The 26,830-nt window shown below is 60.3% G+C and carries 16 protein-coding genes and 1 other RNA gene; 10 read left to right on the top strand and 7 right to left on the bottom strand.

Features of this window, described 5'->3' with window-relative positions; translation table 11 throughout:
* Positions 1-32 precede the first annotated feature (32 nt).
* The 6 genes from MUN80_RS08920 (at position 33) to MUN80_RS08895 (ending at position 11,019) form a co-directional block, all read left to right on the top strand.
* Positions 33-2,729 (top strand): glycoside hydrolase family 2 TIM barrel-domain containing protein, encoded by a 2,697-nt coding sequence (locus tag MUN80_RS08920; RefSeq protein WP_244722490.1) that lies wholly within the window; start codon positions 33-35, stop codon positions 2,727-2,729.
* Positions 2,730-2,895: 166 nt separating this feature from the next.
* Positions 2,896-5,142, top strand: coding sequence for a glycoside hydrolase family 3 N-terminal domain-containing protein (locus MUN80_RS08915; RefSeq protein ID WP_244722487.1), 2,247 nt, complete (start codon positions 2,896-2,898; stop codon positions 5,140-5,142).
* Positions 5,143-5,272: 130 nt separating this feature from the next.
* Positions 5,273-6,469 (top strand): alginate lyase family protein, encoded by a 1,197-nt coding sequence (locus tag MUN80_RS08910; protein ID WP_244722484.1) that lies wholly within the window; start codon positions 5,273-5,275, stop codon positions 6,467-6,469.
* 240 nt (positions 6,470-6,709) lie between these two features.
* Entirely contained in the window at positions 6,710-7,930 is a 1,221-nt protein-coding gene (locus MUN80_RS08905) for a glycoside hydrolase family 88 protein (RefSeq protein WP_244722481.1), read from the top strand.
* 175 nt (positions 7,931-8,105) lie between these two features.
* Positions 8,106-9,260, top strand: a complete 1,155-nt coding sequence (locus tag MUN80_RS08900) for an alginate lyase family protein (RefSeq protein ID WP_244722478.1) — start codon at positions 8,106-8,108, stop codon at positions 9,258-9,260.
* Between the two features lie 139 nt (positions 9,261-9,399).
* Positions 9,400-11,019 (top strand): energy transducer TonB, encoded by a 1,620-nt coding sequence (locus tag MUN80_RS08895; RefSeq protein WP_244722475.1) that lies wholly within the window; start codon positions 9,400-9,402, stop codon positions 11,017-11,019.
* A 159-nt stretch (positions 11,020-11,178) separates the two neighbouring features.
* Here MUN80_RS08895 and MUN80_RS08890 read toward each other — a convergent pair whose 3' ends face one another.
* The 4 genes from MUN80_RS08890 to MUN80_RS08875 all read right to left on the bottom strand — a co-directional run bounded on the left by MUN80_RS08890 (position 11,179) and on the right by MUN80_RS08875 (position 18,248).
* Positions 11,179-13,611 (bottom strand): ABC transporter permease, encoded by a 2,433-nt coding sequence (locus MUN80_RS08890; protein ID WP_244722472.1) that lies wholly within the window; start codon positions 13,609-13,611, stop codon positions 11,179-11,181.
* Positions 13,612-13,663: 52 nt separating this feature from the next.
* Entirely contained in the window at positions 13,664-16,021 is a 2,358-nt protein-coding gene (locus tag MUN80_RS08885) for an ABC transporter permease (protein ID WP_244722469.1), read from the bottom strand.
* 57 nt (positions 16,022-16,078) lie between these two features.
* Positions 16,079-16,756 carry an ABC transporter ATP-binding protein gene (locus MUN80_RS08880; RefSeq protein WP_244722466.1) on the bottom strand — a complete coding sequence of 226 codons (678 nt, stop codon included), beginning with the start codon at positions 16,754-16,756 and terminating at the stop codon, positions 16,079-16,081.
* Between the two features lie 232 nt (positions 16,757-16,988).
* Entirely contained in the window at positions 16,989-18,248 is a 1,260-nt protein-coding gene (locus MUN80_RS08875) for an efflux RND transporter periplasmic adaptor subunit (protein ID WP_244722463.1), read from the bottom strand.
* 309 nt (positions 18,249-18,557) lie between these two features.
* Between MUN80_RS08875 and MUN80_RS08870 the strand changes: the two genes are divergently transcribed.
* The 3 genes from MUN80_RS08870 to MUN80_RS08860 all read left to right on the top strand — a co-directional run bounded on the left by MUN80_RS08870 (position 18,558) and on the right by MUN80_RS08860 (position 21,689).
* Positions 18,558-19,934 carry a sigma-54-dependent transcriptional regulator gene (locus MUN80_RS08870; protein WP_244722460.1) on the top strand — a complete coding sequence of 459 codons (1,377 nt, stop codon included), beginning with the start codon at positions 18,558-18,560 and terminating at the stop codon, positions 19,932-19,934.
* Positions 19,924-21,288, top strand: coding sequence for a sensor histidine kinase (locus tag MUN80_RS08865; RefSeq protein ID WP_244722457.1), 1,365 nt, complete (start codon positions 19,924-19,926; stop codon positions 21,286-21,288). The genes MUN80_RS08870 and MUN80_RS08865 overlap by 11 nt, the downstream gene beginning before the upstream one ends.
* Positions 21,289-21,524: 236 nt before the next feature.
* Entirely contained in the window at positions 21,525-21,689 is a 165-nt protein-coding gene (locus MUN80_RS08860; protein ID WP_244722454.1) for a hypothetical protein, read from the top strand.
* Between the two features lie 181 nt (positions 21,690-21,870).
* Here the strand turns inward: MUN80_RS08860 and ssrA are convergent.
* Positions 21,871-22,241: a transfer-messenger RNA gene (gene ssrA, locus MUN80_RS08855) on the bottom strand.
* Positions 22,242-22,569: 328 nt separating this feature from the next.
* On the opposite strand from ssrA, the gene MUN80_RS08850 reads away from it, so the two are divergent.
* Complete coding sequence (locus MUN80_RS08850) at positions 22,570-23,445, top strand: hypothetical protein (protein WP_244722453.1); 876 nt, start codon at positions 22,570-22,572, stop codon at positions 23,443-23,445.
* A gap of 34 nt (positions 23,446-23,479) precedes the next feature.
* On the opposite strand, the gene MUN80_RS08845 is transcribed toward MUN80_RS08850, so the two are convergent.
* Together MUN80_RS08845 and MUN80_RS08840 are read right to left on the bottom strand one after the other, a co-directional pair.
* Entirely contained in the window at positions 23,480-24,565 is a 1,086-nt protein-coding gene (locus tag MUN80_RS08845; protein ID WP_244722451.1) for an OmpA family protein, read from the bottom strand.
* A 46-nt stretch (positions 24,566-24,611) separates the two neighbouring features.
* Positions 24,612-26,798, bottom strand: coding sequence for a prolyl oligopeptidase family serine peptidase (locus MUN80_RS08840; protein ID WP_244722449.1), 2,187 nt, complete (start codon positions 26,796-26,798; stop codon positions 24,612-24,614).
* Positions 26,799-26,830 lie beyond the last annotated feature (32 nt).

Raw genomic sequence — 26,830 nt, 5'->3', positions numbered from 1 at the left:
ACGCAACTACGCGTCTCCCTACTCCGATACCAATGCCTAAACAACTGCTTAGCTGTCTGCTCCTGACTTTGCTGCTGGCCTCGCCGGCCGCCGCGCAGCGCATCACGCAGTCCATTAATTCCAACTGGCTGTTTCGCAAAGACGAGTCGCAAAGCACCGTGGCGTCGGTTGCGGCCGCTACCGGCTGGGAGAAAGTGAATTTGCCCCATACCTGGAACGCCGCCGACGTGCTCGACGATGAGTCGGGCTACTACCGGGGCACGGGCTGGTACCGCAAGACCTTAGCGGTGCCGGCAGCCTGGCAGCCGAAGCCGGTGTATCTGTACTTTGAAGGGGCCAATCAGGAAGCCGAAGTGTACGTGAACGGGCAGCTGGCCGGCCGGCACGCCGGCGGCTACACGGCCTTCAGCTTTCCGATAAGTCAGTTTTTGAAATTCAACGGCACCAATCCGGCTTCAGCCGAGGTACTGGTCAAGCTCTCCAACCGCCACAACCCCGACATTCCGCCCCTGTCGGCCGACTTTACCTTTTTCGGCGGCATCTACCGCGACGTTTACTTGGTGGCCGCCAGCCCGGTACACTTCGACCTTGACAACTATGCCTCCAACGGCACCTTCGTCACTACTCCGCAGGTATCGAACGACGCGGCGGAAGTAGTGCTAAGCGGAGCGCTGCGCAATGAGTCGGCAGCTTCGCGCAAGCTCACTTTGCTGACGCAAGTGCTGGATGCGGCGGGCAAAACCGTGGCCCGGCAGCAAACTTCGGTTACGCTCAAAGCCGGAGAAAACCGCCGCTTCCGCCAGCAGCTGCCCCGCCTGAAGCAACCCCACTTATGGTCGCCGAATGACCCGTACCTGTACCGCGTGGTGTCGACTATTTCCGAGGGCAAAACCCAACTGGATGAAGTCACCAATCCGCTGGGGCTGCGCTGGTTTCGGTTTGACGCCGCCCAGGGCTTTTTCCTGAACGGACAGCCGCTTAAGCTCATCGGCACCAACCGCCACCAGGACGTTTCGGGTTTGGGCAACGCCCTGCCCGACGCTTGGCACGAAAAAGACGTGCGGCTGCTCAAGCAGCTCGGCGGCAACTTTCTGCGCATTTCCCACTACCCCCAGGACCCCACCGTGCTCCAGGCCTGCGACCGGCTGGGCATCCTGACCTCGGTAGAAATCCCGGTGGTGAATGCCATTACCGACTCGGAAGGCTTTTTCCAGAACTGCCGCACCATGCAAACCGAGATGATCCGCCAGGGTTTCAACCACCCGTCGGTCATCATCTGGGCTTATATGAACGAGGTGCTGCTGCGGTTGCCCGAGGGTATCAAGCGCGACAACGAGCCGGGCCGGGCCTATTTGAAAAAGGTCAACCAACTGGCTCAGCAGCTCGACGATTTGACCCGGCGCGAAGACCCCAGCCGCTACACGATGTGCGTCAACCACGGCGCCTTTGAGTTATACCAGGAAGCGGGGCTGACTAAGATTCCGCAGCTCGTGGGCTGGAACCTCTACCAGGGCTGGTACTCAGGCGAGTTACAGGGCTTTGCCGACTACCTCGACCGGCACCACCGCGAATTGCCCGACAAGCCCCTGCTCGTCACCGAGTACGGAGCCGACTCCGATGAGCGCCTCCACTCCTTCCAGCCCCGACGCTTCGACAAAACGACCGAGTACGCCAACTCCTACCACCAGTTTTACCTGAAAGCCATTCTCGACCGGCCCTTCGTGGCGGGCAGCACCGTGTGGAACCTGGCCGAGTTCAGCTCCGAAACGCGGCAGGAAGCCAATCCGCACCTGAATACCAAGAGCCTGCTCACGGCTGACCGCCAGCCCAAGGATGCTTATTATTTCTACCAGGCCCACCTGCTCAAAACGTCCTTCCTGCGCATCGGCAGCCGTGGCTGGAACCTACGCAGCGGCCCCACTACTGGCCCCGACTCGCTGTTTTGCCGCCAGCCCGTGGAAATCTACACCAACCAGCCTGCCGTTCGCCTGCTGCTCAACGGCCAGGATTTGGGTACCAAACCTGCCGAGTTTGGCGTGGTCCGCTTCAACGTACCCTTTGGCAACGGCATGAACCGGCTCCAGGCCCAGGCTACCGGCCAGGCGGTGGAGGACCAGGCCGACATCGAGTTTCAGCTACTGCCTACGCAACTAACTTCGCCCAAGCTCCCCTTCACCGAGCTCAACATCAGCCTCGGCGACGCCCGCACTTTCACCGACAATAAGCTACACCAGGTCTGGGTGCCTGAGCAGGAATACGCCCCCGGCGGCTGGGGCTACGTGGGCGGCACGGTCTACAAGCTGCCCGGCGACCGGCTGCCCTACGGCTCCGACCGCGACATTCTGGGCACGAGCTACGATGCTCTCTACGAAACCCAGCGCGTGGGCCTCACGCAGTTCCGCCTCGACGTGCCCGACGGCGAGTACGAAGTAACCCTGCACTTTGCCGAGCTCGAAGCCGCTCCCGCCGCCGAACAGCTGGTGTATAACTTGGCCGGTAGCAACGCCGCCGCCGGCCCCGCCCCGAAAGCCAGCCGCTCCTTCTCGGTGCTGGTCAATGGCGTGGCGGCCCTGCCGAACCTGAGCACCGGCACCACGCTTCCCGCCCTACAAGCCGTTAGCTATAAAATCCCCGTTTCGGCCCGCGGCGGCAAAGGCATCCTCCTCGACTTCCAACCCCAAACCGGCGAAACCATCCTCAACGGCCTACAGGTGAAGCGCCTCTATTAGCCGCCTGTCCTCCCATGAAGAACGTCATGTCGACCAGCGGGAAACATCTCGCCTGCAATGCAAATCAACTGCCGTTGCACTAGTACTCCCTATTAGTCATGCTTCGCAAAGCCCAGGATGACAGCTGATACTCTACCGCACTACCGCTCCTTTCCAACTTCTTGCAATGCCTTTTCCTTTCTCCAAAACGCTTCTACTTCTCACTGCTTTGCTAGCTGCCGGCTCTCCTACGCGGGCTCAGAAAAAAGCGTTGACGACGGCCGCCATTGAGCAGCGCATTACCGAGCTGCTGGCCCAGATGACGTTGGAGGAAAAAGCCGGGCAGCTCACGCAGTACTCGGGCCGGGAGCTGACTGGCCCCGCCAGCACCCGCAAAACCGACTTGCTCAACAGCATCCGCCAGGGCCACGTGGGCTCCATGCTGAACGTGAAAGGCGTACAGGACACCCGCGCCATTCAGGCGGAGGCCCTCAAGTCGCGCCTGCACATTCCGCTGCTCTTTGGCCTCGATGTGATTCACGGCTACCAGACCGTATTTCCCGTGCCCTTGGCCGAGGCTGCTTCCTGGGATATGGCCGCCATTCGGGAGTCGGCGCACGTGGCAGCCCGGGAAGCCGCCGCTTCCGGCATTCACTGGACGTTTGCGCCCATGGTCGACGTCGGCCGGGACCCGCGCTGGGGCCGGGTGATGGAAGGTGCCGGCGAAGACCAGTACCTAGGCTCCCAGATTGCCCGGGCCCGGGTCCTGGGCTTTCAGGGCGAAAAGCTCGGCGGCACCGATGCCGTCATGGCCTGCGCCAAGCACTTCGCCGCCTATGGAGCCGCTATTGCCGGGCGCGACTACAACGCCGTGGACCTCAGCCCTCAGCAGCTCTGGGAAGTGTATTTGCCCCCGTTCAAGGCCGCCGTGGATGCCGGGGCCGCCACGTTTATGAACTCCTTTAACACGCTCAACGGCGTGCCGGCCACCGCCAGCCGCTATTTGCAGCGTGACATTCTCAAAGGCCAGTGGAACTACCCCGGCTTTGTGGTGTCGGATTGGGGCTCCATCCGGGAGATGGTGAGCTGGGGCTACGCCCAAAACATCGGCGAGGCAGCGCAGAAGGCTATGGCGGCCGGCAACGACATGGACATGGAAAACGACGCCTACTTCGACACGTTGCCCAAGCTGGTGCAAGAGGGCAAAGTCGATGTGGCCCTGGTCGATGATGCCGTGCGCCGCATTCTGCGCAAGAAGTTCGAGCTGGGCCTCTTCGACGACCCCTACAAGTTCTCCGACGCCAAGCGCGAAAAGAAAGTGTTTAGCGACCCGCAGCACCGCGTGGCAGCCCGCGACGTGGCTCGCAAGTCGATGGTGCTGCTCAAAAATGAGCGCAGCGTATTGCCCCTGGCTGCTCAACGCAAAATTGCCCTGATTGGCCCCCTGGCCAAGTCCAAGCGCGACCTGGCCGGGGGCTGGACCGTCATTGCCGACACTACCCAGATTGTCTCGGCCTTCGAGGGCATCAGTCAGCGGGCCGGTAAACAGACTCAGCTTCTCTACGCTAAAGGCTGCGCGGCTACCGGCGACTCCCGCGCGGGCTTCGCCCAGGCCGTGGAAACGGCCCGGCAGGCCGACGTCATTGTGTTGTGCGTGGGCGAAACCTGGGACATGAGCGGGGAAGCCAAGTCCCGGGCCGACATCAGTTTGCCCGGTGTGCAGGAAGAGCTGTTTCAGGCCCTCAAAGCCACCGGCAAGCCCATCGTGGCCGTGCTTTTTGCTGGCCGGCCCCTGATTTTCAACACCCTGGCCGACCAGGCCGACGCCATTCTCTACGCCTGGTTTCCGGGCTCAGAAGGCGGCCGGGCCCTGGCCGACGTGCTCTTCGGCGACTACAACCCCGCCGGCAAGCTGCCTAGCACGTTTCCGCGCCTGATGGGCCAGGTTCCGATTTCCTACCAGCAGTACAGCACCGGCCGCCCCGTCGTTGACCCCCAGAACATCCGCTACCGCTCGGCCTACATCGACGCGCCCAACACCCCGCGCTACGCCTTCGGCCACGGCCTGAGCTACACTACTTTCAAGTATAGCAACCTGCAAATCAGCCAGCCGCGGATGACGGCCGCCGAAACCGTGCAGGTGAGCTGCACCCTGACTAATACCGGCAGCCGGGCCGGTGAGGAAGTGGTGCAGCTCTACCTGCGCGACAAAGTAGCCTCCGTCGTGCGTCCCCTCAAAGAGCTCAAGGACTTCCGCAAAATCAGCCTCAAGCCCGGCGAAAGCCAAACAGTAAGCTTCACTATCAGCCGCGACAAACTCGCCTTCTATAACAACGACCTGCAGTGGACCACCGAGCCCGGCGACTTCCGCCTCCTGCTCGGCTCCGCCTCCGACGATATCCGTCTGGAAACTGATTTAACGCTAATCAATTAACTAATTGCTCAAACCCTCCCGAACGTCAGGTCGAGCGAGACACTTCGCTCGGCTGACGTTGTCAGAGTAACTGTCATGCTGGGCGGAGCCGAAGCATGACGTTCTTTTCTAGCAAACCCGCCCGATATCAATGAACCGCAAGACACTTTTCCTTTTCCTGCTGGTCCTCCTGCTCAGCGCCATGGTGGAGCAGTCGTCGGGAGCCGCGGCGGGCAAGCCCGATAAGAAGCTGCGCCGCCAAGCCACCGAAGCGCTGCGCCAGCAGGTGCTTACCCAGGCAGCCTGGGCCTTGCAGCAACAGCCCGTTACGGTCACGGCCAGCACCTCGCCCCGCAGCGCCGGCACCGCCCACGACTTCTTCTCCGAAGGCGACTACTGGTGGCCCGACCCGCAGAACCCCGCCGGCCCCTACATTCAGCGCGACGGGCTGACGAATCCCGACAACTTCGTGGCCCACCGCCAGGCCATGATTCGCTTCAGCCGCATCATCGGGGCCCTGGCCTCGGCCTACGAGCTGACCCACGACGAGCAGTACGCCCGCCACGCCCTGCTGCACCTGCGGGCCTGGTTTCTGGACCCGGCCACGCTGATGAACCCGTCATTGAACTACGCACAGGCCATCAAAGGCCGCTTCACCGGCCGCGGCATCGGCGTCATCGACACGATTCAGCTCATGGAAGTGGCCCAGGGTGTGCTGATTTTTCAAGACTCCAAAACCTTCGGCAAAGAAGATGTGGCCGGCATCAAAAGCTGGTTTGCTCAGTACCTGACCTGGCTGACCACCCACCGATATGGCCAGGACGAAATGAAAGCGCAGAACAACCACGGCACCTGCTGGGTGATGCAAGTGGCCGCTTTTGCCCGCCTCACCGGCAACCAGGAGCTGCTCTCATTCTGCCGCACCCGCTACAAAACCGTGCTGCTGCCCACCCAGATGGCTCCCGACGGCAGCTTCCCTTTGGAAACCAAGCGCACCAAGCCCTACGGCTACTCCCTCTTCAACCTGGACGCCATGACCATGATCTGCCAGATCCTGAGCACTCCGGCCGACAACCTCTACACGTTTCAAACGCCCGACGGCCGCGGCATCCGGCGCGGCATCGAGTACCTCTACCCCTTCGTGGCCGACAAATCCAGGTGGCCTTTCCCCAAAGACGTCATGTACTGGGACAACTGGCCCGTAGCCCAGCCCTTCCTAGTGTTCGGCGCCGTGCAGTTCAAGCAAACTGATTGGCTGAAAACCTGGCAGCGCCTGGAGCACCAGCCCGAAGTTGAGGAAGTTATCCGCAACCTGCCCGTGCGCAACCCCATCATCTGGCTGCAATAAGGCTCGGCATATTCTCAAAGGAACGTCATGCTGAGCGAAGTCGAAGCATCTCTACTGCTTCGTTGCTGAGAATAGAACGGCCTGTCGAGCCTTCTGCGCATGAAACAGACTGCGAGATACCTCGCGTGTCATGGTAATTCTGATTAGCACTGCGGTAGAGATGCTTCGACAAGCTCAGCATGACGGCCTTATTTGAACACTGAGGCTACCTCCACAATCCTTCCCAACCCTTCCCACCCCATGCTCTTCCGTACGCTCACCCTCGGCCTGACCTTTCTCTCCACCGCCGCCTTCGCCCAGGACGCTCTAACTAAAAAGACCGTGCAGCTGGCCGAAACCCAGGCCACGACCATGCTCCAGGAGTTGCCCAAGGCCATAGCCCAGACACCAGTGGCCGCGGGCAAGCCCCCGCTGGTGTCGCCGCGCAGCCTCACCCCCACCGGGGAGCTCATCGTGGTGCCCTCCCGCGACTGGACCAGCGGCTTTTTTCCCGGCTATTTGTGGTTTTTGTACGAGCTCAGCGGGCAGCCCAAGTGGATGGCCGAGGCCAAAACCTACACGGCTAACATCGAGCCCGAGAAAACCAACGGCGGCACCCACGACATGGGCTTCAAGGTGTACTGCAGCTTCGGTACCGGCTACCGCCTGACCAAGGACGCAGCCTACAAAGACGTAATTCTGCAGTCCGCGCGTACGCTCAGCACCCGGTTTTACCCCAAGGTCGGCACGCTCTTGTCCTGGGACCACAGCCGCGAAAAGTGGGCCTTCCCGGTCATTATCGACAACATGATGAACCTGGAGCTGCTCTTCGCCGCCACCCGCCTCAGCGGCGACTCTTCGTTCTACAAAATTGCCGTGAGCCACGCCAACACGACCATGCGCAACCACTTCCGCCCCGACTTTAGCTCCTACCACGTGGTGGACTACGACTCGGCCACGGGCAAGGTGGTGAAGCGCACCACCCACCAGGGTGCGGCCAACGAGTCGGCCTGGGCGCGGGGGCAGGGCTGGGCCCTGTACGGCTACACCATGTGCTACCGCGAAACTAAGAATAAAGCCTACCTGACGCAGGCTGAAAACGTGGCCCGCTTCATCCTCAACCACCCCAACCTGCCCAAGGACCTGATTCCCTACTGGGATTTCAACGCCCCCGGTCTGCCCAACGAGCCCCGCGACGCCTCGGCTGGCGCCCTGATTGCCTCGGCCCTGTATGAGCTAAGCACCTTCAGCGCCAACGGCAAGCTCTACCGCGCCAAGGCCGATAAGATGGTAAAGAGCCTAGCCAAGTCGTACGTGGCCCAGCCCGGCGGCAGCCGCGGTTTCCTGCTGCTGCACAGCACCGGAGCCAAGCCCTCGAACAGTGAAGTGGACGTGCCCTTGAGCTACGCCGATTACTACTTTATGGAGGCCCTGGTACGCCGCCAGAGCTTGCTCAACGGTAAGGGCATTCCGGGCTTGTAAAACGGGCCCGGGCGCAGTGCCTTTCGGGTTTTGGGAAGTTTTCTACGTAATCGTTTACGCAAATAAACCTCTCACACTAAGGATGTTTACCCGCTAAAACCTCTCATTTTCCGGCTCCTAAGTAGCTACTAGGTTTTTGCTTTTCTGTTCCCCATCCTTAATCCCACCAAAACCCATGAAGTACCTCTCGTTCCGCGCGGGCCTGGCCCAGCTCGGCCTGGCCCTGGCATTCGCCGCCCTAGCCGGCTGCCAGGAAAAAGAAGCCGCTGCTCCCGACACCGCCGACGCTTCCGCCGACTCCACCATAACCACTTTCCGCCACCCCGGCGTGGTCAACAGCAAGGCCAGCCTCGATTTGGTAGCCGCCCAGGCCAATGCCGGCGACGCTACCCGCACAGCCGGCTACAACAAGGTGGTTGACTACATGAACCAGTACGCCGTGCCCACCTCCTTCCCCAGCGTGGTATACGTGGTAGGCAGCGGCGGCAGCCCTACCGAAGACCAGATCCGGCGCGACGCAATTCTGGCCTACGCCTGCGCCCTGCGCTGGGTGAAAACCGGCAACGCGACCTACGCCAACCAGGCCAAGCAAATCCTGAACGGCTACGCCTACAACTTCCAGCGTTACAGCACCTCGCCCAAGCCCGACGGCAGCCCCACCGAGTTCCGCCAAACTTACCTTGAAGCCGCCTGGGTGGCCCCTACCTTCGTAGCCGCCGGCGAAATCATCCGCTACTATCAAGTGAATGGTACGGGTGCGGGCTGGTCGGCCACGGACGTGAGCAAGTTCTCGGACTTCCTGAATAACCTCAAGAACAACTACGTCAACAACGTACCGGGCGCCATCAACGACATCAACAACTGGCAGGCCTCCTACGCCTACGCTAAAATGGCCCTGGGCGTGTGGTTCAACAGCACGGCCGTGTACGACTCGGGCTACGACTACCTGTTCCAGATTCTGCCCCAGCTGTTTTACTCCGACGGGGCCGTGAAAGAGCAGCGCGACCGGGACTGTATCCATCCCCAGTACACGCTCACGGCCCTGACCTACGCCGCCGAAACGGCCCGCATCCAGGGCAACACGGCCATTTATGAGGCCAACAGCCAGCAGATCAAGAACGGCTGGAATAAGTACGAGGACGCCGCCGCGGGCAATTACACCCGCAACTGCAGCGGCACCCAGATTTTCCCTGGCATCGAAACGGCCTACAACTACTACGGCACCAGCAAGCTGGCCTCCCTGCGCGACCGGCAGGACCCCTACGGCGTGCCCGGCGACAAGACCTTCCTGGGCTTCACCTCCTTCACCCACCGCAGCATCGGGAAATAAATGTTGGTTTGGTACCGAAAAGGCTGCTCCCTTGGGGCAGCCTTTTCTAGTTTTAACCCCGACCGTACTTTTCATCTGCTTCGCGCGTTGATTGTTCCTATCTTATTCCGTTACAATCAGTCGTTTGGTAGCTTACAGCATGGTGAACTCCTACTTTCCGGCCATACTCCTGCTGGCGCTCGGCACCACGGCCTGCTCCCAACAGGAAACCGCTCGGCGCGAGCCCACTACTCCCCCGGCCGCTGCCACTGAAGCTGCTACTGTGCCAGCTACTACCTCGGCGCCCGTTGCGGCCGCTGTGCTGCCCACTGCTTCGGCGGCTGTTGTGCCGGAAGCCAGCCGCGCCCAGCCCCTGCGCTTATCGTTTCCTGACGCAAGCCGCCCGATCCGCCGCGCTTCTCAGTCCGTCATATCACCCAATAACGACACTGCTATCGGGCCCACCCAAGCGGCCGAACCAGCTGTTTCCAGGGAACTGGAAGGGCAGGTCCCAACGCAGGTTTTCACCGTGCGCGCCGACCAGGACACTGTACTGCGCGGCACCGGAGGCACCACCATCTGGGTGCCAGCCCAGGCCTTTCGCCGCCCGGATGGCAGCCCGCTCGTGGCCGGCCCCGTGGAGATTTCGCTGCGGGAATTCTACTCTCTGGCCGATATCGTGCTCAACCGATTATCGACCCGCTCGGGGGAGCAACTACTGGAAACAGCTGGCATGCTGCACCTGGCGGCCCGCGCCCAGGGCCAGGCTTGCGCCTTGCGCGACAGTACCCGTCTGTTGCTAAGTTTTCCTACCCGCCAGGAAAAGCCCGGTATGCAGCTTTTTCGCGGCGTCGGCTCGCCCGAGCAGGGCCTGGACTGGCAAATGCCCATGCCGCCGACGCGCTTTATTCAGGAGCTGGTCAAGCCGCCCCGCTTCAAGCGCGGCCAAAGCATTGCCCGCCGGGAAATAGCCAGCCGGATTAAAATCAGCCAGGAACTGCAGCAGCGCCTGCACCGGATGCGGATAACCCGCGCTGAGCGGCAGGAGTTGCGCCGCATTTCCGGCAATACTGGCCTACGGGTACGGGCCGTGGCGCACGCGCAATTCACTATCTCCCCGGGCGGGCAGGTGCTGGGGCCAAGCGTCACGGGCATCTCGGTGGCGGAGGTGGCGCCGTTGGTAGAGGCAGCCCTCACGGCTATGCCCCGCTGGGAGCCGGCGCGTTATCAGGGCGTAGTCGTACCCTGTATCTACCGGCTGACGGTTTTAGTTACCGCTACCGGCCAGGCGGTCATCCGGTACGAGGATATTGACCAGGAAAAGACTCTGCAACAGCTCTCGGCCAAAAGCTTCGTCCAGGCCTTTGAACAGCAGGCCACCGACACCTCCGTAGCCCAACTCTCGGCCGCCACCGTCGGGACCTACCTCTTCTCCGCCGCCGCCCTGGGCTGGATCAACTGTGACCGTTTTTTGAACTCGGGCCAGCCGCTGGTGACTTTCGCCGTGCATAGCGGCGGCGACAAGGCAGAGGTGAGCTTGGTGTTTACCAACCGTCGGAGCGTACTGCGGGGTCAGATCAAGGGGCAGCAAACTATTTTCTACAACGTCCCGGCACAGGAGCCCGTCACCGTGGTGGCGGTAAAGCGGGTCGGGGGCACCACGCTGCTGGCCACGCAAGCCACTACGCTCAGCCCGCGCACAGAGGAAAATCTGGTTTTTCGACCCGTTTCCCTAACCGGGCTTAAGGAAGAAATAGGCCGATTGGAACAAACGAAGTAGACAAGAACTGGTACTACCGGAAAGTATCCTGAAGAAAGTGGCCCCCATTGTAACCAGCTCGCCTCCCCGGCTACTGGGGTTAGGGTAGGGCCCGGCACAATCCAGGCTGCCCCTTGCGGAGCAGCCTGTTGCCTTTTTACACCCACCAGCCACTTACCGCTAGCTGACGCGTATGTTGTTTATCGGGTTGGTTGTCGCCGCTTTGATGGCCTGGTAGCTCACTGTCAGGAAGGCAACGGCGGCGGCCAGCAGTCCGGCCACCGTAAAGGCCCACAGCGGAATATCGATGCGGTAGGCAAAGTCCTGCAGCCAGCGGCTCATGGCCAGCCAGGCTACCGGGAAGGCAATGAGGGAAGCAACCAGCACGAGCACCATAAACTCCTTCGAGAGCAGTTTTACGATGCTGGCCACGTCGGCGCCCAGCACCTTACGGATACCAATTTCCTTTTTGCGCCGCTCGGCCGCGTAGGTCGCCAGGCCAAACAGCCCCAGGCAACCCACGAAAATAGCCACGCCGGTAAATGCCCACAGCAACGATTTGAGCTTGTCTTCGGCCTGATACATCTGGTCGAAGTTGTCGTCCAAGAACTTATACTCGATGGGGTTATCGGGGCTGAATTTGGCCCACACCTGCTTCACACCTTCCACCGTGCTGCCCAGGTCGTCGGTCTTGAGCTTTACGGCCACTTTCCAGTAGGCGCCGGGAAAGATTTGCAGCACGGCGGGCTCCAGCCGGTCGTAGAGGCTCTTGTAGTGGAAGTCTTTCACGACGCCGATAATCTTGCCCACCTTCAGCGAATCGGGGTTTTTATCGTTCCATACGGTCCACTTTACCGTTTTGCCCAGGGCCTGCTGCGGCGTGCCCAGGCCGAATTCTTTCACGGCCGTTTCGTTCAGAATAAAAGCGTGGTCCTTGTCGGTGGTCAGCTCTTTGGAGAAGTCGCGCCCGGCCACCAGCTGCAGGCCCAGAGTTTTGATGTAGTCGTAATCAACCATCAGCTGGGTAGACGGGTATTGTTTCATTTCGCCGTTGGTGGGCACAATCAGGCCGTCACCAGCCACCTGGTCGCCGGGGAAGCCGTAGCCGATACTGGCCGACACCACGCCGGGCACTTGCTGCAACTCGTTTTTAAACGCCTCATACTGCCGGTTCATGGTGTTGCCGCGCATGGGGAAAAACATGATTTGGCTGCGGTTGAAGCCCAGGTCCTTGTTGTGCAGGTACGACACCTGCTGGAATACCACAAAGGCACAGACAATCAGGAAGACCGACAAGGCAAACTGCACCACAATCAGTCCGTGCCGCAGCCATTGCACCCGCCCGAAGATGCCATCCGTCACCACCGCGCTTTTCAGCACCTTCACCGGTTGAAAGCTACTCAGCACCAACGCCGGGTAGAAGCCTGCCACCAAGCCTACCACCACCGTCAGTGCCGCCAGCAAAGCCAGCAGCGCAGGCTTGCGGACCAGGTCAAACTCCATGCTCTTGTCGGTAAAGGCATTTAGCGACGGTAGCAGCAAGGAGGTCAGCACCGCGGCCAGCACCACGCTCACCAGCGTGAGCAGCACCGTTTCGCTCAGAAACTGCAGCATCAGCTGCTGCCGGCTGGCCCCAATGGTTTTGCGAATACCGACTTCCTTGGCCCGCTGCATCGACTTGGCCGTAGCCAGATTCACGAAATTGAAGCAGGCAATGAGCAGAATAAAGCCGGCAATAAAGCTCAGGGCCTTCACGTAGGTGATGTTGCCTTTGACGGCCGAGTCGTACTTGAAGCTGGCGGAATACAGGTGCGCATCGTGCAACGGCTGCAGGTAGGGCACGGCAGTAAGCTTATCGTTGTCGCCGAGCGTCGGCTGCACCTTCTGCACCAGGTAGTTTTGCAGCTTGGCCTGGGTTTGGCTGGCCGCAGCGCCGGGCCGCAACTTGACGTAGGTGTAAAACTGCTGCCAGCCCCATTTTTCCATGCGCTGCCGCGGGAGCTGGTACGCTGCCAGCGGGATGATGTAGTTGACTTTGAGGTGAAACTTAGACAGGCCCTTTTGCAGCACGCCCGTCACTAGAAAGGTCGATTTGTCGATTTTCAGCTCTTTGCCAACCGGGTTGGCGTCCCCAAAAAAGTTTTTGGCTACGTCTTCGGCTACTACCACCGAGTTGGGCGCGTTTAGCGCGCCAGCCGCCGAACCATATTTAAAGGTCAACTGGAAAACCTCGAAAAAGGTGGAGTCCGCAACGAGGCCGTTTTCCACGTAGATTTTTTTCTCCCCAACTTCCAGCAGATTGAGACTCGTGCCGGTCATCATGATGCGCATGGTTTGCTCGACCTCCGGAAACTCCCGTTTCAGGGTAGTGGCAAACATGGGCGCCACCGAAGCATAACTTTCGGGCGCTTCGGTTTTCGTTTGCTGGGTGTAAACGCGGTAAATCCGGTTGCCGGCGGGCACAAACTGGTCAAATTGCAGCTCGTCGTGCACAAACAGGCCGATGAGCAGGCAGGCCGTCAGGCCCAAGGCCAGACCGGCAATATTGAGAAAGGAAAAAGCCTTGTGCCGCACCAGGTTGCGGTAGGCCACGAGCAGGTAGTTCTTCAGCATGGTCGTGCCAGTTGGGTAATGGTGGACGGATAGTTGGGAAAAGCAGCCGCGGCTATTCGTCGCGCAGGCTCTGCGTGGGATTGAGCCGGGCCGCTTGCAGGGCTTGGGAACTGATGGTAAGCCAAGCCACCGCAACGGCCAGCAGGCCAGCGCCCAGGAAGTACCAGGCTTGCAGGGTGATGCGGTACGCAAAGTCGTCGAGCCACTGCGTCACGACCAGATAGCTGAGCGGCAAAGCCAGCAGAATGCCGACACCCACCAGTTTGGTTAAGTCGCGGGAGAGCAAGTAGACGATGCTGAATTCGCTAGCTCCCAGAACCTTGCGGATGCCAATTTCCTTGCGCCGCCGTTCGGCCGTGAAGGCGGTGAGACCGAATAGACCAAGGCACGAAATCAGAATAGCTAAGCCGGCGAAGTACTGGGCCAGTACCCCAACGCGCCGCTCGGACGCGTACTGGGCCTGGAAGTCCTCATCAAGAAAGTGGTAGGTCAGGGTCTGCCCTGGGTTAAACGCGGCGTAGAGCTGCCGGAGCTGGGCTATGGTTTCCTGCTCCCGGCCCGGGGCCAGCCGAACAAGGATGGTAGTGGTAGCCTTGGGCTCCAACCGAAAAATGAGGGGCTTCACTTTCTCGTGCAACGACTGGAAGTGAAAGTCCTTGGCGACGCCCACAATCCGCCACTTATCCAGCATCTGCCCCACGGGATTTTCCAGATTCAGGCTGGCTACCAGGGCCTCGTTCACGATAATCTGAACGCTGTCGGTGCGGAATTGCGGCGAAAAGCTGCGGCCGTCTTCCAACTCAATGCCCAGCGTCTCGAGCAAGTCAAAGCTTACGCCCATGTGGTGGACGGGAATCTTCCGGCCTTGCCACTCCATTGGGATTCCCGCGCCGTCGTACGTACCTATAAACGAGCCCAACTTGCCGGCGGCGTTCACCACGCCCGGCAGCCGCTTTAGCTCGGCTAGAAAAGCCTCAGGCTGCTGCGTCGCCTTGCCCGCCGCCTCGAAATACACAATGCCGTTGCGGTTGTACCCCAGGTCTTTGCTTTCGACGAAGGCAAGCTGCCGCTGAATGACCCACACGCAGACGATGAACAGCACCGAGAGCATGAACTGGAAAACCACTAGACCTTTGCGCATCCACAGGTCGGCAACCGAGCCAGTGAGCTGCCCCTTGAGCACCTCCACCGGCCGCAACCCCGACAGGTACATAGCCGGATAGCTACCCGCTAATAGCCCCGTAAGGAGCGTAATCCCCAGCGCCGAAAAAACCAAGTGCGGCTTGAAGTCCAGCGCGAGTTGCTTGCCGGTGATATCGTTGAACTGAGGTAGCAGCAAGTCTACCAGCGCCAGCGCCAGGAGCAGCGCGATGAAGCTCATGAGCACCGATTCGGCCAGAAAGTGTGCGGCCAGCGAAAATCGGCCGGCACCCAGGGTTTTCTTCACCCCAATTTCCTTTAGCCGGCGCGAAGCCTTGGCCGTGGCCAGGTTCATGAAATTGATGCAGGCAATGACCAGGATGAACACGGCAATGGCCGAAAACAGCTTCACGTATTCAATCCGCCCGCCCGACGGTACGCCGTTGATGTACTCGCCGTGGAGGTACTTGTCGGCGTAGGGCTGCACGAGCAAGGCCCGTTCCTTGTTCGTGGCCAGCTTGCGTTGAAGCAAGCCCGAAATCTTGGTTTGAAACTGTGCTTCGTTGGCGCCCTCGCGTAGCACCACGAAGGTGTTGAAAGGCCCATCCTGGGCCCAGTTCATGGACTCCCCCATTTTCATAATGTCCTTGAAGGCATCGAAGCTGAGCACGCAGTCAAACTGGTCGGTAGAATTGGCCGGAATGGGCCCGAATACGCCCGTTACGATGACGGTTTGCTTTAAGTCAGCCAGTTGCCATTCTACCGTTTTGCCCACGGCATTGGCCGCCGTGCCGAATAGCGCCGCGGCCATTTCCTGCGAGAGCACAGCAGCGCTTTTGTTGGCCAGCACCTGGCTGGCGTCACCCTGTTGCAGGTTGTAGGAGAAGATGTGGAAGAAGTCTTTGCCGGCAAATTTTGCGTCGGCCCGCACGGTTTTTCCCTTTGCCACCAGCGTGAACCCCGGGAAAAAATCGGGCGGGGTGGCCGCGGCCGCATACTGGATTTCGGGCATTTCCTTGGCCAGCGCCTCGGCCAGCAGCGGCGCTGTACCATAGGTGTTGATGCCCTCGGCCGTGCGCTGGTTTTCCAGCACCTGAAACAGCCGTCCGGTGGTGGCGTGGTAGCGGTCAAAGCTCCATTCGTCGTATGCCCACAGGTAGATGGTAAGGGCTCCGGCTAAGCCCACGGACAAGCCGATCAGGTTGATGAAAAAGGTGGTTTTAAACCGCTGAAAATTCCGGTAAATCAGAAGCAGGGAATACTGGAACATGGGGCCGGTGGTACTATGGTCAAGTGCTAAAAAAAAGGATAAGTGCCGCCCGGACCGCTACGCCCGCGCGTGTTCGAGCACAACCTGCCCGTCGAGCAGGCGCACCACGCGGTGGGCGTAGCGGGCGTCGTGCTCCGAGTGGGTTACCATCACGATGGTAGTGCCGGCCTCGTTGAGCTCGGTGAGCAGCTCCATGACCTCGTTGCCGTTGCTGGAATCCAGGTTGCCGGTGGGTTCGTCGGCCAAGATCAGGCGGGGCGAGTTGACCACGGCCCGGGCCACGGCCACGCGCTGCTGTTGCCCGCCCGAGAGTTGCTGCGGAAAGTGGTTGCGACGGTGCATAATCTGCATTTTCTCCAGTACCCGCTCTACTTTCTGCTTCCGCTCAGCGGCCCCCACGCCCAGATATATCAGCGGCAGCTCCACGTTTTCGGCCACGGTCAGCTCCTCAATCAGGTTGAAGCTTTGAAACACGAACCCGATGTGGGTTTTGCGCAGCTCGGCCCGGCGCCGCTCGGTTACATGGGTCACGTCGGTGCCGGCAAAGGCGAAGGTGCCGCCGTCGGGCTCGTCGAGCAGGCCGATGATGTTGAGCAGTGTCGATTTGCCGCAGCCCGAGGGGCCCATGATGGCCACAAACTCGCCTTCCTGCACGGTCAGCGACACGTCGTTCAGGGCCTTGGTCTGCACTTCTTCGGTGCGGTAAATCTTTTCGAGGTGGTTGATCTGGAGCATGGCAGAGCGTTCTGAGAAAGACAAGATATTGAGCTGGGACAGTAGCGGGAATTCAAAAAAGGCGGTCGTGCCGGGTACTACCAGAGGGCTGGGTTGCAGTCAGCCCCCTCGGCCGACGCGAGTCACTCACCAACTGTGCGGCGGATGGCAGCAGAAGCGGCGCAGTGCCACTCCTCCCCATTGGGCCCGGCGCAACCGTCTTTTTCGCGGTGTAGGGTTGCGGGTCCAAGAATTAGTCGGTGTTGGCCTTGAGCAGCAGCTCGCCCATGGTTTCGTAGCCTTCATAGCTGGAAGTTACCACCCGGTCGCCGGGCTTGAGGCCGGCCAGCACCTCGTAGTATTCCGGGTTCTGGCGGCCCAGGCGGATATCGGTGCGGTAGGCTTTGGTGCCATCCTCACTGACCTTGAAAATCCAGTTGCCGCCGGTTTTCTGGTTGAAGCCGCCCCGGGGTACGCGCACGGCCTGGGTCGGGTCGCTCAGGGCCAGGCGCACCGGCAACGACTGGCCGCGGCGAATGTCGGGCGGAGTAACCCCGCTAAACTCCAGGTCGACCTGCAGGCCGCGGGTAACTTGCGGGAAGATCTTGGTGACGCGCAGCTCGTAGCGCTTGTCGTTCAGGGTAACTTCGGCCTTCTGACCCGCGAAAATGCGGGAAATGTAGTACTGGTCCAGCGTGGCGCGCACCTTCAGGCCGGTCAGCATGTCGAGCTCCCCAATGCGCTGCCCGCGGCTTTTGAGCTCCCCGATTTCGGCGTTGAGCGACGTAATGCGCCCGGCCGCCGGGGCTTTGATGGTCAGGTCGTCGAGCTTGCGGCGCATCAGGGCCAGGTTGCTTTGCATGCGCCCCACCGACTGCTGCATCTGCCCGATCTGCTGGCCCATGCTCAGCGAATCCTGGCGCAGCGACTGGCGCGTGAGCTGCTGGCGGCGCTGCTGGTAGCGGTAGTTATTCTGAGTCTGGGCAAACTCCTGCTGCGAAATCACCTTTTGGTCATAGAGCGTGCGGTTCAGCTCGTAGAGGCGCTTGGCTTCGCGCAGCTGGTAGTCGATGTCGGCCAGCTGGTTGAGCTGCTGAATCCGGTTTTGCTGGAGCAGGTTGCGGGTGTTGTGCAGGTTGTTCATCAGGTCGAACACGGCCGTTTCCCGGTTCACCATTTCCAGCTGCAAGTCGGTGTTAGTCAGCTGAATTATGGGCTGCCCAGCCGTGAGCGTGGCCCCATCTTCCACCAGGATGCGCTGCACGGTGCCGCCCTCGGGCGCGTCGAGGTAGATGGTTTTGATGGGCATCACGGCTCCATCCACGGGCACAAATTCCTGAAACTCGCCCCGACTAACCGCGCTTATCGTGAGCCGCTCGGGGTCGACGTTGAGCTTGGCCGTGCCCGCCGACGCCATCCGGCTGACGATGACCACTACCACGACCACCACCGCCGTGGCCAGCAGCAGGATGCGGGTGCGGGTCCAGGTTTTCTTTTGAATAGCAACGTCCATGGTCTTGCCGCCGCCCGGTTTGTTCTTACCCCAGCGGCTGGCCAGATAGCAGTAACAACGGTGCCATTTCTATAAACAATTGAAAAACAGATTCTTAAGACCAGGAATATTTTCTATCAGCTCTGTAGTGTTCGGTTTTGATACAGTTCACTGTCCGCTGGTGATACAGTAGTGCGCGGCACGACCAGAAAAACCGGCCTGTTTTCTCTCCAAATGGGTTTTTGGTACCTTAGTATGGTTTATGTTGGGTACTTCGGTGCTTGGCCTTCACCCGCCAACGCTATTCTCCCGATTATTCCCTGTTTCCTGATGGTTCTGAAGAAAGCGCGTGTTTTAGTAATTGACGACGACACCGACGTGTTGTTTGCCATGCGGATGCTGCTCAAAACCGAGGTTCAGGAAGTCGTGACCGAGAAAAATCCGGAGCTGCTGCTGTCCTTGCTCAGCAAGCAGCGCTTCGACGTGATTTTCCTGGACATGAACTACAAAAGCACCCTGGGCAGCGGCAACGAGGGGCTGTACTGGCTGGGACGCATCCGCGAAAAAGACCCCGCGGCCACCGTCATCATGATTACGGCCCACGGCGAGGTTAGCACGGCCGTCCGCTCCCTCAAAGCCGGCGCCACCGACTTCATCGTTAAGCCCTGGCACAACCAGCAGCTGCTCGAAACCCTGGCAGCCGCCCTGGAACAGCTACCGGCCAGCGGCAAGCCAGCCACCCCGGCCCCGCGCCGCCCGGCTTCTTTCGCCGAGTTTGACTTGCTGGGCCAGTCGGAAGCTATGCAGGAGGTATTCCATAAGATTGAAAAGGTGGCGCCCACCGAGGCCAACGTCCTGCTACTGGGCGAAAACGGCACCGGCAAGGAGCTCGTGGCCAAGGCCCTGCACCAACGCTCCTTCCGCGCCGCCAAGCCCTTCGTTACCGCCGACCTGGCCGCCATGAGTGAGGGCATTTTCGAAAGTGAGCTGTTCGGCCACAAGAAAGGCTCCTTCACCGATGCCCGCGAAGACCGGGCCGGGCGCTTTGAAGCCGCGTCGGGCGGTACGCTGTTTCTGGACGAAATCGGCAATATCTCCCTGGCCCAGCAAGCCAAGCTGCTCACGGCCCTGCAAAACCGCCAGGTGATTCCGCTGGGCTCCAACCAGCCCGTGCCCGTCGACATCCGCCTGATTTCGGCCACCAATGCCCCGCTCTACGAGCTGGCCGCCCGGAGCGCGTTTCGCAAAGACCTGATTTACCGGCTCAACACCGTCGAAATCACCTTACCCCCACTGCGGGCCCGCGCTGACGATGTGCTCTTACTGGCCCGGCACTTTGCGGGGCTTTACGCGACCCGCAACCGCAAGTCTCCGCCTATTTTTGAGGAAGCGACCCTGCAGAAGCTGCAGCAGCACCGCTGGCCCGGCAACGTGCGCGAACTGCAGCACGCCGTGGAGCGGGCCGTTATTCTGGCCGAGGGCGAAGTGCTCCGGCCCCAGGATTTTCACTTCTCGGCCATGGAAACGCCCCTAGCCGACCAAACCCAGCTGCAACTGCCCGATGGCCCCTTGCAACTCCAAGAAGTCGAGAAAACCACGATTCTGCGGGTAATTGAGCGCCACCACGGCAACATCACCAAGGCCGCCAAGGAGCTGGGCATCACGCGCACGGCCCTGTACCGCCGCCTCGAAAAACATGACCTCTAAGCGGCTCGAACTCGGCATTGCCCTGCGCCTGCTGATCTTGCTGGCCTTACTGGGCGTGGGCCTGTATGCCCAGCAGCACCAGGCTTACGGGTTGCTGATTGGCGCCGGGGCACTGCTGGTATTCGCCGTGTGGAAGCTGGCCCGCTACGTAACGCGCAACAACCGCGCCCTGCATGATTACCTGCTGGCCGTGCAGTACCGCGACTTTGCCCAGTACTACAACGAGGAACACGCCGACCTCTCACTCCGCCCATTATATAAGGCTTTTAATCAGCTCAATGCCACCTTTCGCCAGCTCAGCGCCGAGCGGGCCGCCCAGTTTACTTACCTGCAAACCGTGCTGCAGCTCATCGACACGGGCATTATTTCCTACGACGCGACGGGCCAGGTGGAATGGGTAAACGAGGCGTTCAAGCAAACCCTGGAACTGCCCTATCTGAAAAATATTCAGGCTCTGCACAAACGCCTGCCGGTGCTCTACGACGCTATTCGCCAGCTGCCGCCCGGCGCGCCTCCGGTGGTAGTGAAGCTGGCTGTGGGCACCAAAACCATGCAGCTGCTGCTCTCAGCCACACAGTTTCGCCTGCCAGGCCGCGAGTTTACCCTGGTGGCTTTCAAAAACGTGAGTGATACGCTCGACGAAACCGAAACCGCGGCCTGGCAAAAGCTGCTGCGCGTGATGACCCACGAGCTCATGAATTCGGTGGCCCCCATTGCCTCCCTGGCCGACTCCCTGCGCCGCCACCTGCAGCACGAGCTGGATCAGCAGCAGCTTCGGCCCGCAGCTCCCCCGGATTCGGGCCTGCTTACTGACGTAGCCGAGGGCATCAGCATTATTCAGCACCGCAGTGAGGGCCTGCTGCGCTTTGCCCAAGTATACCGCGACCTAAGCACCGTCAGCGCCCCGGTCTTGACCACAGTATCGGTCCGGGAGCTATTTACCAACCTGCGCGGCCTGATGACTCCCCAGGTGCGGCAGGCCGGCATCGACTTGCAAACCTCGGTACAGCCCGCCGACTTGCAGCTGCAGGCCGATAGCCAGTTGTTGGAACAAGTGCTGATTAACCTACTCCTCAATGCCATGTATGCCGTGCAGGAATGCCCCCAGCCTGGTATCCACCTGCGGGCCTACCTTGCCGAGTCCTCCGGCCGGGTGTGCATTGAAGTAGTTGATAATGGCCGGGGCATTGCGCCGGAGGTGCTCGATAGTATCTTCATTCCTTTCTTCACCACCCGCAGAGACGGCTCGGGCATCGGCCTGACGCTAGCCAAGCAGATCATGCACCTGCACCACGGCAGCATCAAGGTGCAGTCGGCGGAAGGCCAGGGCGCGGTCTTTCGGCTGGAGTTCTAAGAAAGCAGAGGCTGGTATTGGATCAGGTTCATCAGCCACTGTGCCTTGCAATTGAGCCTATCCATCCCCCAAACAGCAAAACCGTCTGCTCGGCATTGTATCGGCTACCCAGGTAATTTGCAGGCCCATTATCATCTGTCCGGATACAGGTGCCGGGAAAACTATTTTGGAGCTCTGCGCATGTATGTTGGCTTTGGGTAGGAACCCCTAAGTTTATCCACGTTATACATCGTGCTATGCCAACATTTATACCCCGTCGTTTCTCCCGGTTGTTTATTTTCAGGCACTTACTTCTCGGGCTGCTGGCCTTACTTACGTTGCCAGTGCTGGCCCAAACTCCGGCTTACACCCTGGCTGTGGCGGTAGGCACTTCCACGCTGGGCAGCTCCGCCGATGGCTAGCACACGCAAACGGTTATTTAAGCAACTATCGTCCAGCCGCTGGTTATCGTAAATTATCTAAAGTAGCCTGGGTGGCAATCCATCCCCTTGGTGCCACTTATCTAGTAGCCGGTTCAATTGTATTGACAAAACTGTTGGAATTAAACAAAAAAAGCCCTTCCCATTGCCGGGAAGGGCTTTTCAGTGGAGCTGCAGGGAGTCGAACCCTGGTCCAGACAAGGAAACCGTCGAGCTTTCTACGTGCGTATCTACGCTTGGATTTTCGTGAAACTCCGGGCGCGCATCAGGCCCGTAGAGTCTCCTTAGATGCGATTGTTTTTCGCTAGAAAGTCACACCTCCTTTCTAACTATCTTCTACTTACGACGCCCCGAACTCACCCGTGTAAAAGAAAACGGGTGCGGGACGATGACATTACCTAGTACCTAGACTAAGCAGCCATGGCGTAGCTATACTCGCCAGTTATTGTTCGAATGATTTGGTCGCAGAAGATCCATTCAACTCCTGGCACGCTTACTCGCGACTTGCGCAAGCTGTCAATTCCGGTCAGCCCCAAATGGTAAAGAACGATGCCCGCCACGCTGGGCGGGGTGCGAATGTACGCACATCAGGCAGAAAACGTTGAGAACAGCCAAAAATGTTCCCCCTCCTCGTACAGTTTACCGCTATTTCCCTACAGCGTAAAGCAACATCGATACACCAATAAATCCTTGCATTTCAAGCTATTACCAAAGCATAGCCAGCATAGTTTACAAGAGCGGGTATTTCTGGAGTGGAAGCCCGCTCTTGCGGTAGGCATGACGGAAGCCGCGCAGCCGGGAACAAGAATCCTCTATCTTCCCGGCCCGTTCTGACTCTCCTTTTCTTTCTTACGTGATACAAATGTTCCTGCCCCGCCTACTGGTAGTTTGCCTGGCTGGGTTGCTGGCCTGCTCCTCTCCTGCTGCTGAGGAGCCACGCAGCGCCGAGGTTTCTGTACCAGCCCAGTCTTCGCGGCTCGATGGCTTTGTGGGAACCATCCGGCTTCTGGAGCGCCATTCGCTCCATGGCCTGCGCTCCACCGATTACGTGACCATGTATTTCCGGGGGCCGCAGCTACGGCGGGAAATACGGCCCAACGGCTTCGCCGATTCAACCTACCGCTACGGCATTCTGATTGACCTACGCACCGACAGCATAACCTACTACCTGCAACACGACACGCTCAACACCCACTGCCGGATTCCAAGCGCCGACTATCTGCGCCGGGTAGCCGAAAAGCAACCCATCCTGTCGAACCTGGACTGGCGGCCTTACTGCACCGTGTTCAGCCCCTTTCCTGCCGAGGGCGGGGTCCTGCATCAGGCCGTAAAAACCAATACGGCGGTGGGGCCCCTGAAAAACTGCCGGGGCGTAGTGTTTCTGCTCCCCGACCAGGTGCGCTGCGAAACGATGTACTCAGAACAGATAAAAGTAGCGCCGAAGCTGCTGGATTACATTGAATACCGTGCTCCGGCGGCCTTGCCTACGCTGGCGTTGCTGGTGCACTACACGCTGCCGGGGGCGCCGGGAGCCGGTAAAAGCGGTTTGCTGGACCGGGTAAAACAGCGCTTCAACGAACCAAGCGAGCAGCTGGATTTCGACGGTATCGACCTGGCCACTCCTTCCGACCAGGTTTTCCGGGTGCCTACCGGCAGCCGCTACGCCGGCACCGACAGCGACTTGGACGAGGTCATGCGCCGGGAATCGTCCTCTTCCCATCATTCTCCTTTCGACTAGTGCTGCGTCAAGCGGCCGCCTCCGGCGCGTCGAGCTATAGCCGTACCAGTTCGACGCGGCGGTTCTTGGCTTTGCCTTCCTCGGTGGCATTGTCGGCCAGGGGCTTGGTTTGGCCAAAACCAGCGGGCTTGAGGCGGTCGGCGGCTATTTGCTGGGCGGTCAGGGCGGCTACCACAGCCTGGGCGCGCTGCTCAGAAAGCTGCTGATTGTGAGCGGGCGTGCCGGCGTCATCGGTGTGGCCTTCCACGGTGAGGCGCAGGGTGGGGTTGGTTTGCAGCAGCTTCACCACCTCGCCTACCACCGGCCCCGACTCGGGCTTGATGCTGGCCTTGTCGGTGTCGAAGTTGATGTAGAGGGCCACGTGACCGTTAGCGTCCAGTTCCTTTTTGAGTTGCTCGGCCGGTAATACGCTGGCCTGCATGGGTAAGGCTTTTTTCTCCACCACTGTCAACCAGTAGTTTTCCGGGTCGGAGGCATAGGCTTTGTAGGCTTCCACCCAGATTTCCTGGTTGGGAGTGCGCACCATGTAGACGCCCATTTTTTCGTAGGGCAGCATGTTGTACCGGGCGCGGTGGCGGCTGTCCTCGTAGTTGAGCTTGAGTTCCTTCATCTTCTCCCCGCTGCCCTCAAACACCGTCACGCCGCCCATGTCGTGGATAAGCTGCTCGTAAGTTTTCTGCACCTGGAAAAAGGAGGCCGTTTTGCCCATGGCAATGACCGTGCGCAGGCGGCCAGCCACGGGAATGAGCTTGGTACCGTCGAAAAACTCGTACTGGTCGAAGTTGACGTCCTTGTTCATTTCCCGGGCCGAGTTGCCGGGGGCGGTTTTCTCGTCCATTTTCACGTAGCCATCCAGCAGACTGAAGTAGGGAAAGGCGCCGAGCTTAGGGTTGGCTACCGGCACCTGGCTGGGGTCGAAGCCGGCGGGAGCAGCTGGCGCAGCCGTTTCGGTGGGGGCTGTTGCGGCGGGAGCCGATGCAGTGGCGACAGGAGCAACTGCCGTTTTGGTAATACTGGCCGAGGCTTCGTCGGCTTTGGGCTCGGGGGAGCAGGCGGTTAATGCCATAACCGGCAGGCTGAATACCAACGCGTGGCGCAGGCAGTGGATATAGGAAGGCATAAGGCTAGGCTATTGACTTAGGAAAGCATACTACACGGGGCAAAAGCTACTTGCGGGCGGTAGCCGGCGCAGTTTGGCTCAAAACCAGGGCCATAATGTCGGTCAGCTGCTGGTAGCGTTGGTCTTTGGTGGAGCCCATGCCGTGGCCGGCGTCGAAGTCGAGGCGGAGCAGCACGGGGCGCCCACTGCTGGTGGCGGCCTGGAGCCGGGCAGCTGTTTTTAGGGACTGCCACACGTCCACGCGCCGGTCGTTCACGCCGTGGATGAGCAGCACGGCGGGGTATTTGGTCCCGGACTGAATGTGGGCGTAAGTACTCATTTCGGTTAGCGCCCGGAAGCCCGGCTCGGTCTGCACGCTACCAAACTCGGGGATGTTGGCCTGGCCGTTGGCAGTGGTTTCGAAGCGCACCGCGTCAAGGCAGCCCACGTTGAACACAGCCGCGCCAAACAAATCGGGGCGCTCCGTAACGGCACGGCCAATAAGGATACCGCCGGCGCTGGTGCCCTGGCCCGTGAGCCGGGCAGAGCTGGTGTACCCTTCCTTAACCAGGTATTCGGCGCAGGCAATAAAGTCTTTCCAGGTGTTGGGCTTGGTAGCCTGAAAACCAGCTTTGTACCACTCCTGCCCATATTCGCCACCCCCGCGCACGTGGGCTACTGCCACAACGGCACCTTGCTCCAGCAAGGCCAGGTAAGAGGCATCATAAATCGGCGTCATGCTGGTACCGTAGGCCCCGTAGCCTTGCAGCAGCGCGGGAGACGTGCCGTCCCGCTTGAGGCCTTTTTTGTGAATAATGGAGAGTGGCACCATCGTCCCGTCGTGGCTTGTCACCTTCACCTCGGCTACTTCCAGATTGCCGGGGTTGTCGTAGGCGCTCTGGGGTTCGAGTTTAGTGGCCGTGAAGCGGCGGGCAGTGGGGTCGTAGGCAAAATAGTCGCCCCAGCGCGTCCACGACGTAAGGCCGGCCCAGATACCGGCCTGTCGTGGGTCGTGGATTACCTCGAACACCCCAGCCCCGGCAAAAGGAAGCGGCAAGGTCTCCACGGCCGGCGTACCGCTCTTGCCGTGGGGCAGGCGGGCAAACTGGTTGGGGCCGCCGTCGAGCAGTTGCAGATACAGGGCATCCTTGGCCGCGAAAATCTCCTGAACCACGCTGCTCATCTGGGGCACTACCACGGTGGCCGTAGCCAGGTTGGGCTTGCTCAGGCTTGTGCGCAGTACCTGAAAGCGGGGCGCGTTTTTGTGGGAAAGCAGATACAGATTGTCGCCCTGCACGGCGTAGCCGGTTACCTCATCGGCGGCGCTGCACACCTTTTGCCAGGCTGTGGTGCGAGGCGTGTGCAGGGCTGCCAGGGGCGCCACGTACAGCTCCAGCTCCCGGCGGGTACCTCGCTCAATCAGGCCCACGGCCGTTGGCACGGCGGCTCCGGCAGGCACTTCCACGAAAGCCTCCTCATGAATGGTTTTCAGTGGCACACTCGGCGGGGCGTAGTCGTAGCCGAGCACGGGTACGTCGGCGGCGGGGGCGGTGCCTACCTGGTGCCGGTAGCTGGTGACTTTGGTAAACTCCTCGCCGGGCGCTACTTCGGGCGTCATTTCGCGGGTGCGGCTGTAGAAAAAGGCGCGGCTGTCGGGCTGCCACTCCGGACTGGAGAAACGGGCCCGGGGCAAATCGGTGTCGAGCTGGCGGCCGGTAGCCGTGTCAATAAGTTTGACTACGGCGTTTTCGGAGCCGCCTTCCGCCACGCCAATGGCAACCGTTCGGCCATCGGGCGAAGCTGTGAAGTAGGCAATAGCCCAGTGCTTACCGGGCGTGGCAGAGAGCTTCTCGGGGTCGAAGACCTGCTTTTCCGCCCCCTGCATCCCGAGGCGGGTGTAGAGTTTGTACAGATTCTCCGTGGCCCCGCGCTTGAGGTAAAACAGCTGCTGGCCGCGGCGCTGGTAGCGGCCGGTACGGGCCGCGGCGGCATCCCCTAGCTCCTTCACGCGGGCGTAAAGCGCGGCGCGGCTAGGCAGCTGATCGAGCTGCTGGCGGGCATAGTCGGCCTGGCCGTGCATCCAGGCCTGGGTTTCGGCCGATTTCACGTCCTCCAGCCAGCGATACGGGTCAACAACTGTCTGCCCGAAGTACGTATCCGTTACGGGGCGCACCGGGGCCACGGGAGCCGCCGACTGCGCCAGCGCGGCCAAGGGCAGGCTTAGGCAAGGCAGCAGAAAAAGAAAGTTTTTCATGGCAAAGGCAGTAGAAAGTGAAAAGCAACACT

The sequence above is a fragment of the Hymenobacter cellulosivorans genome (assembly GCF_022919135.1).
In the GTDB taxonomy this organism is placed as follows: domain Bacteria; phylum Bacteroidota; class Bacteroidia; order Cytophagales; family Hymenobacteraceae; genus Hymenobacter; species Hymenobacter cellulosivorans.
Note: the sequence above shows the minus strand (reverse complement) of the source record. Positions and strands in the feature narration are given on the sequence as shown.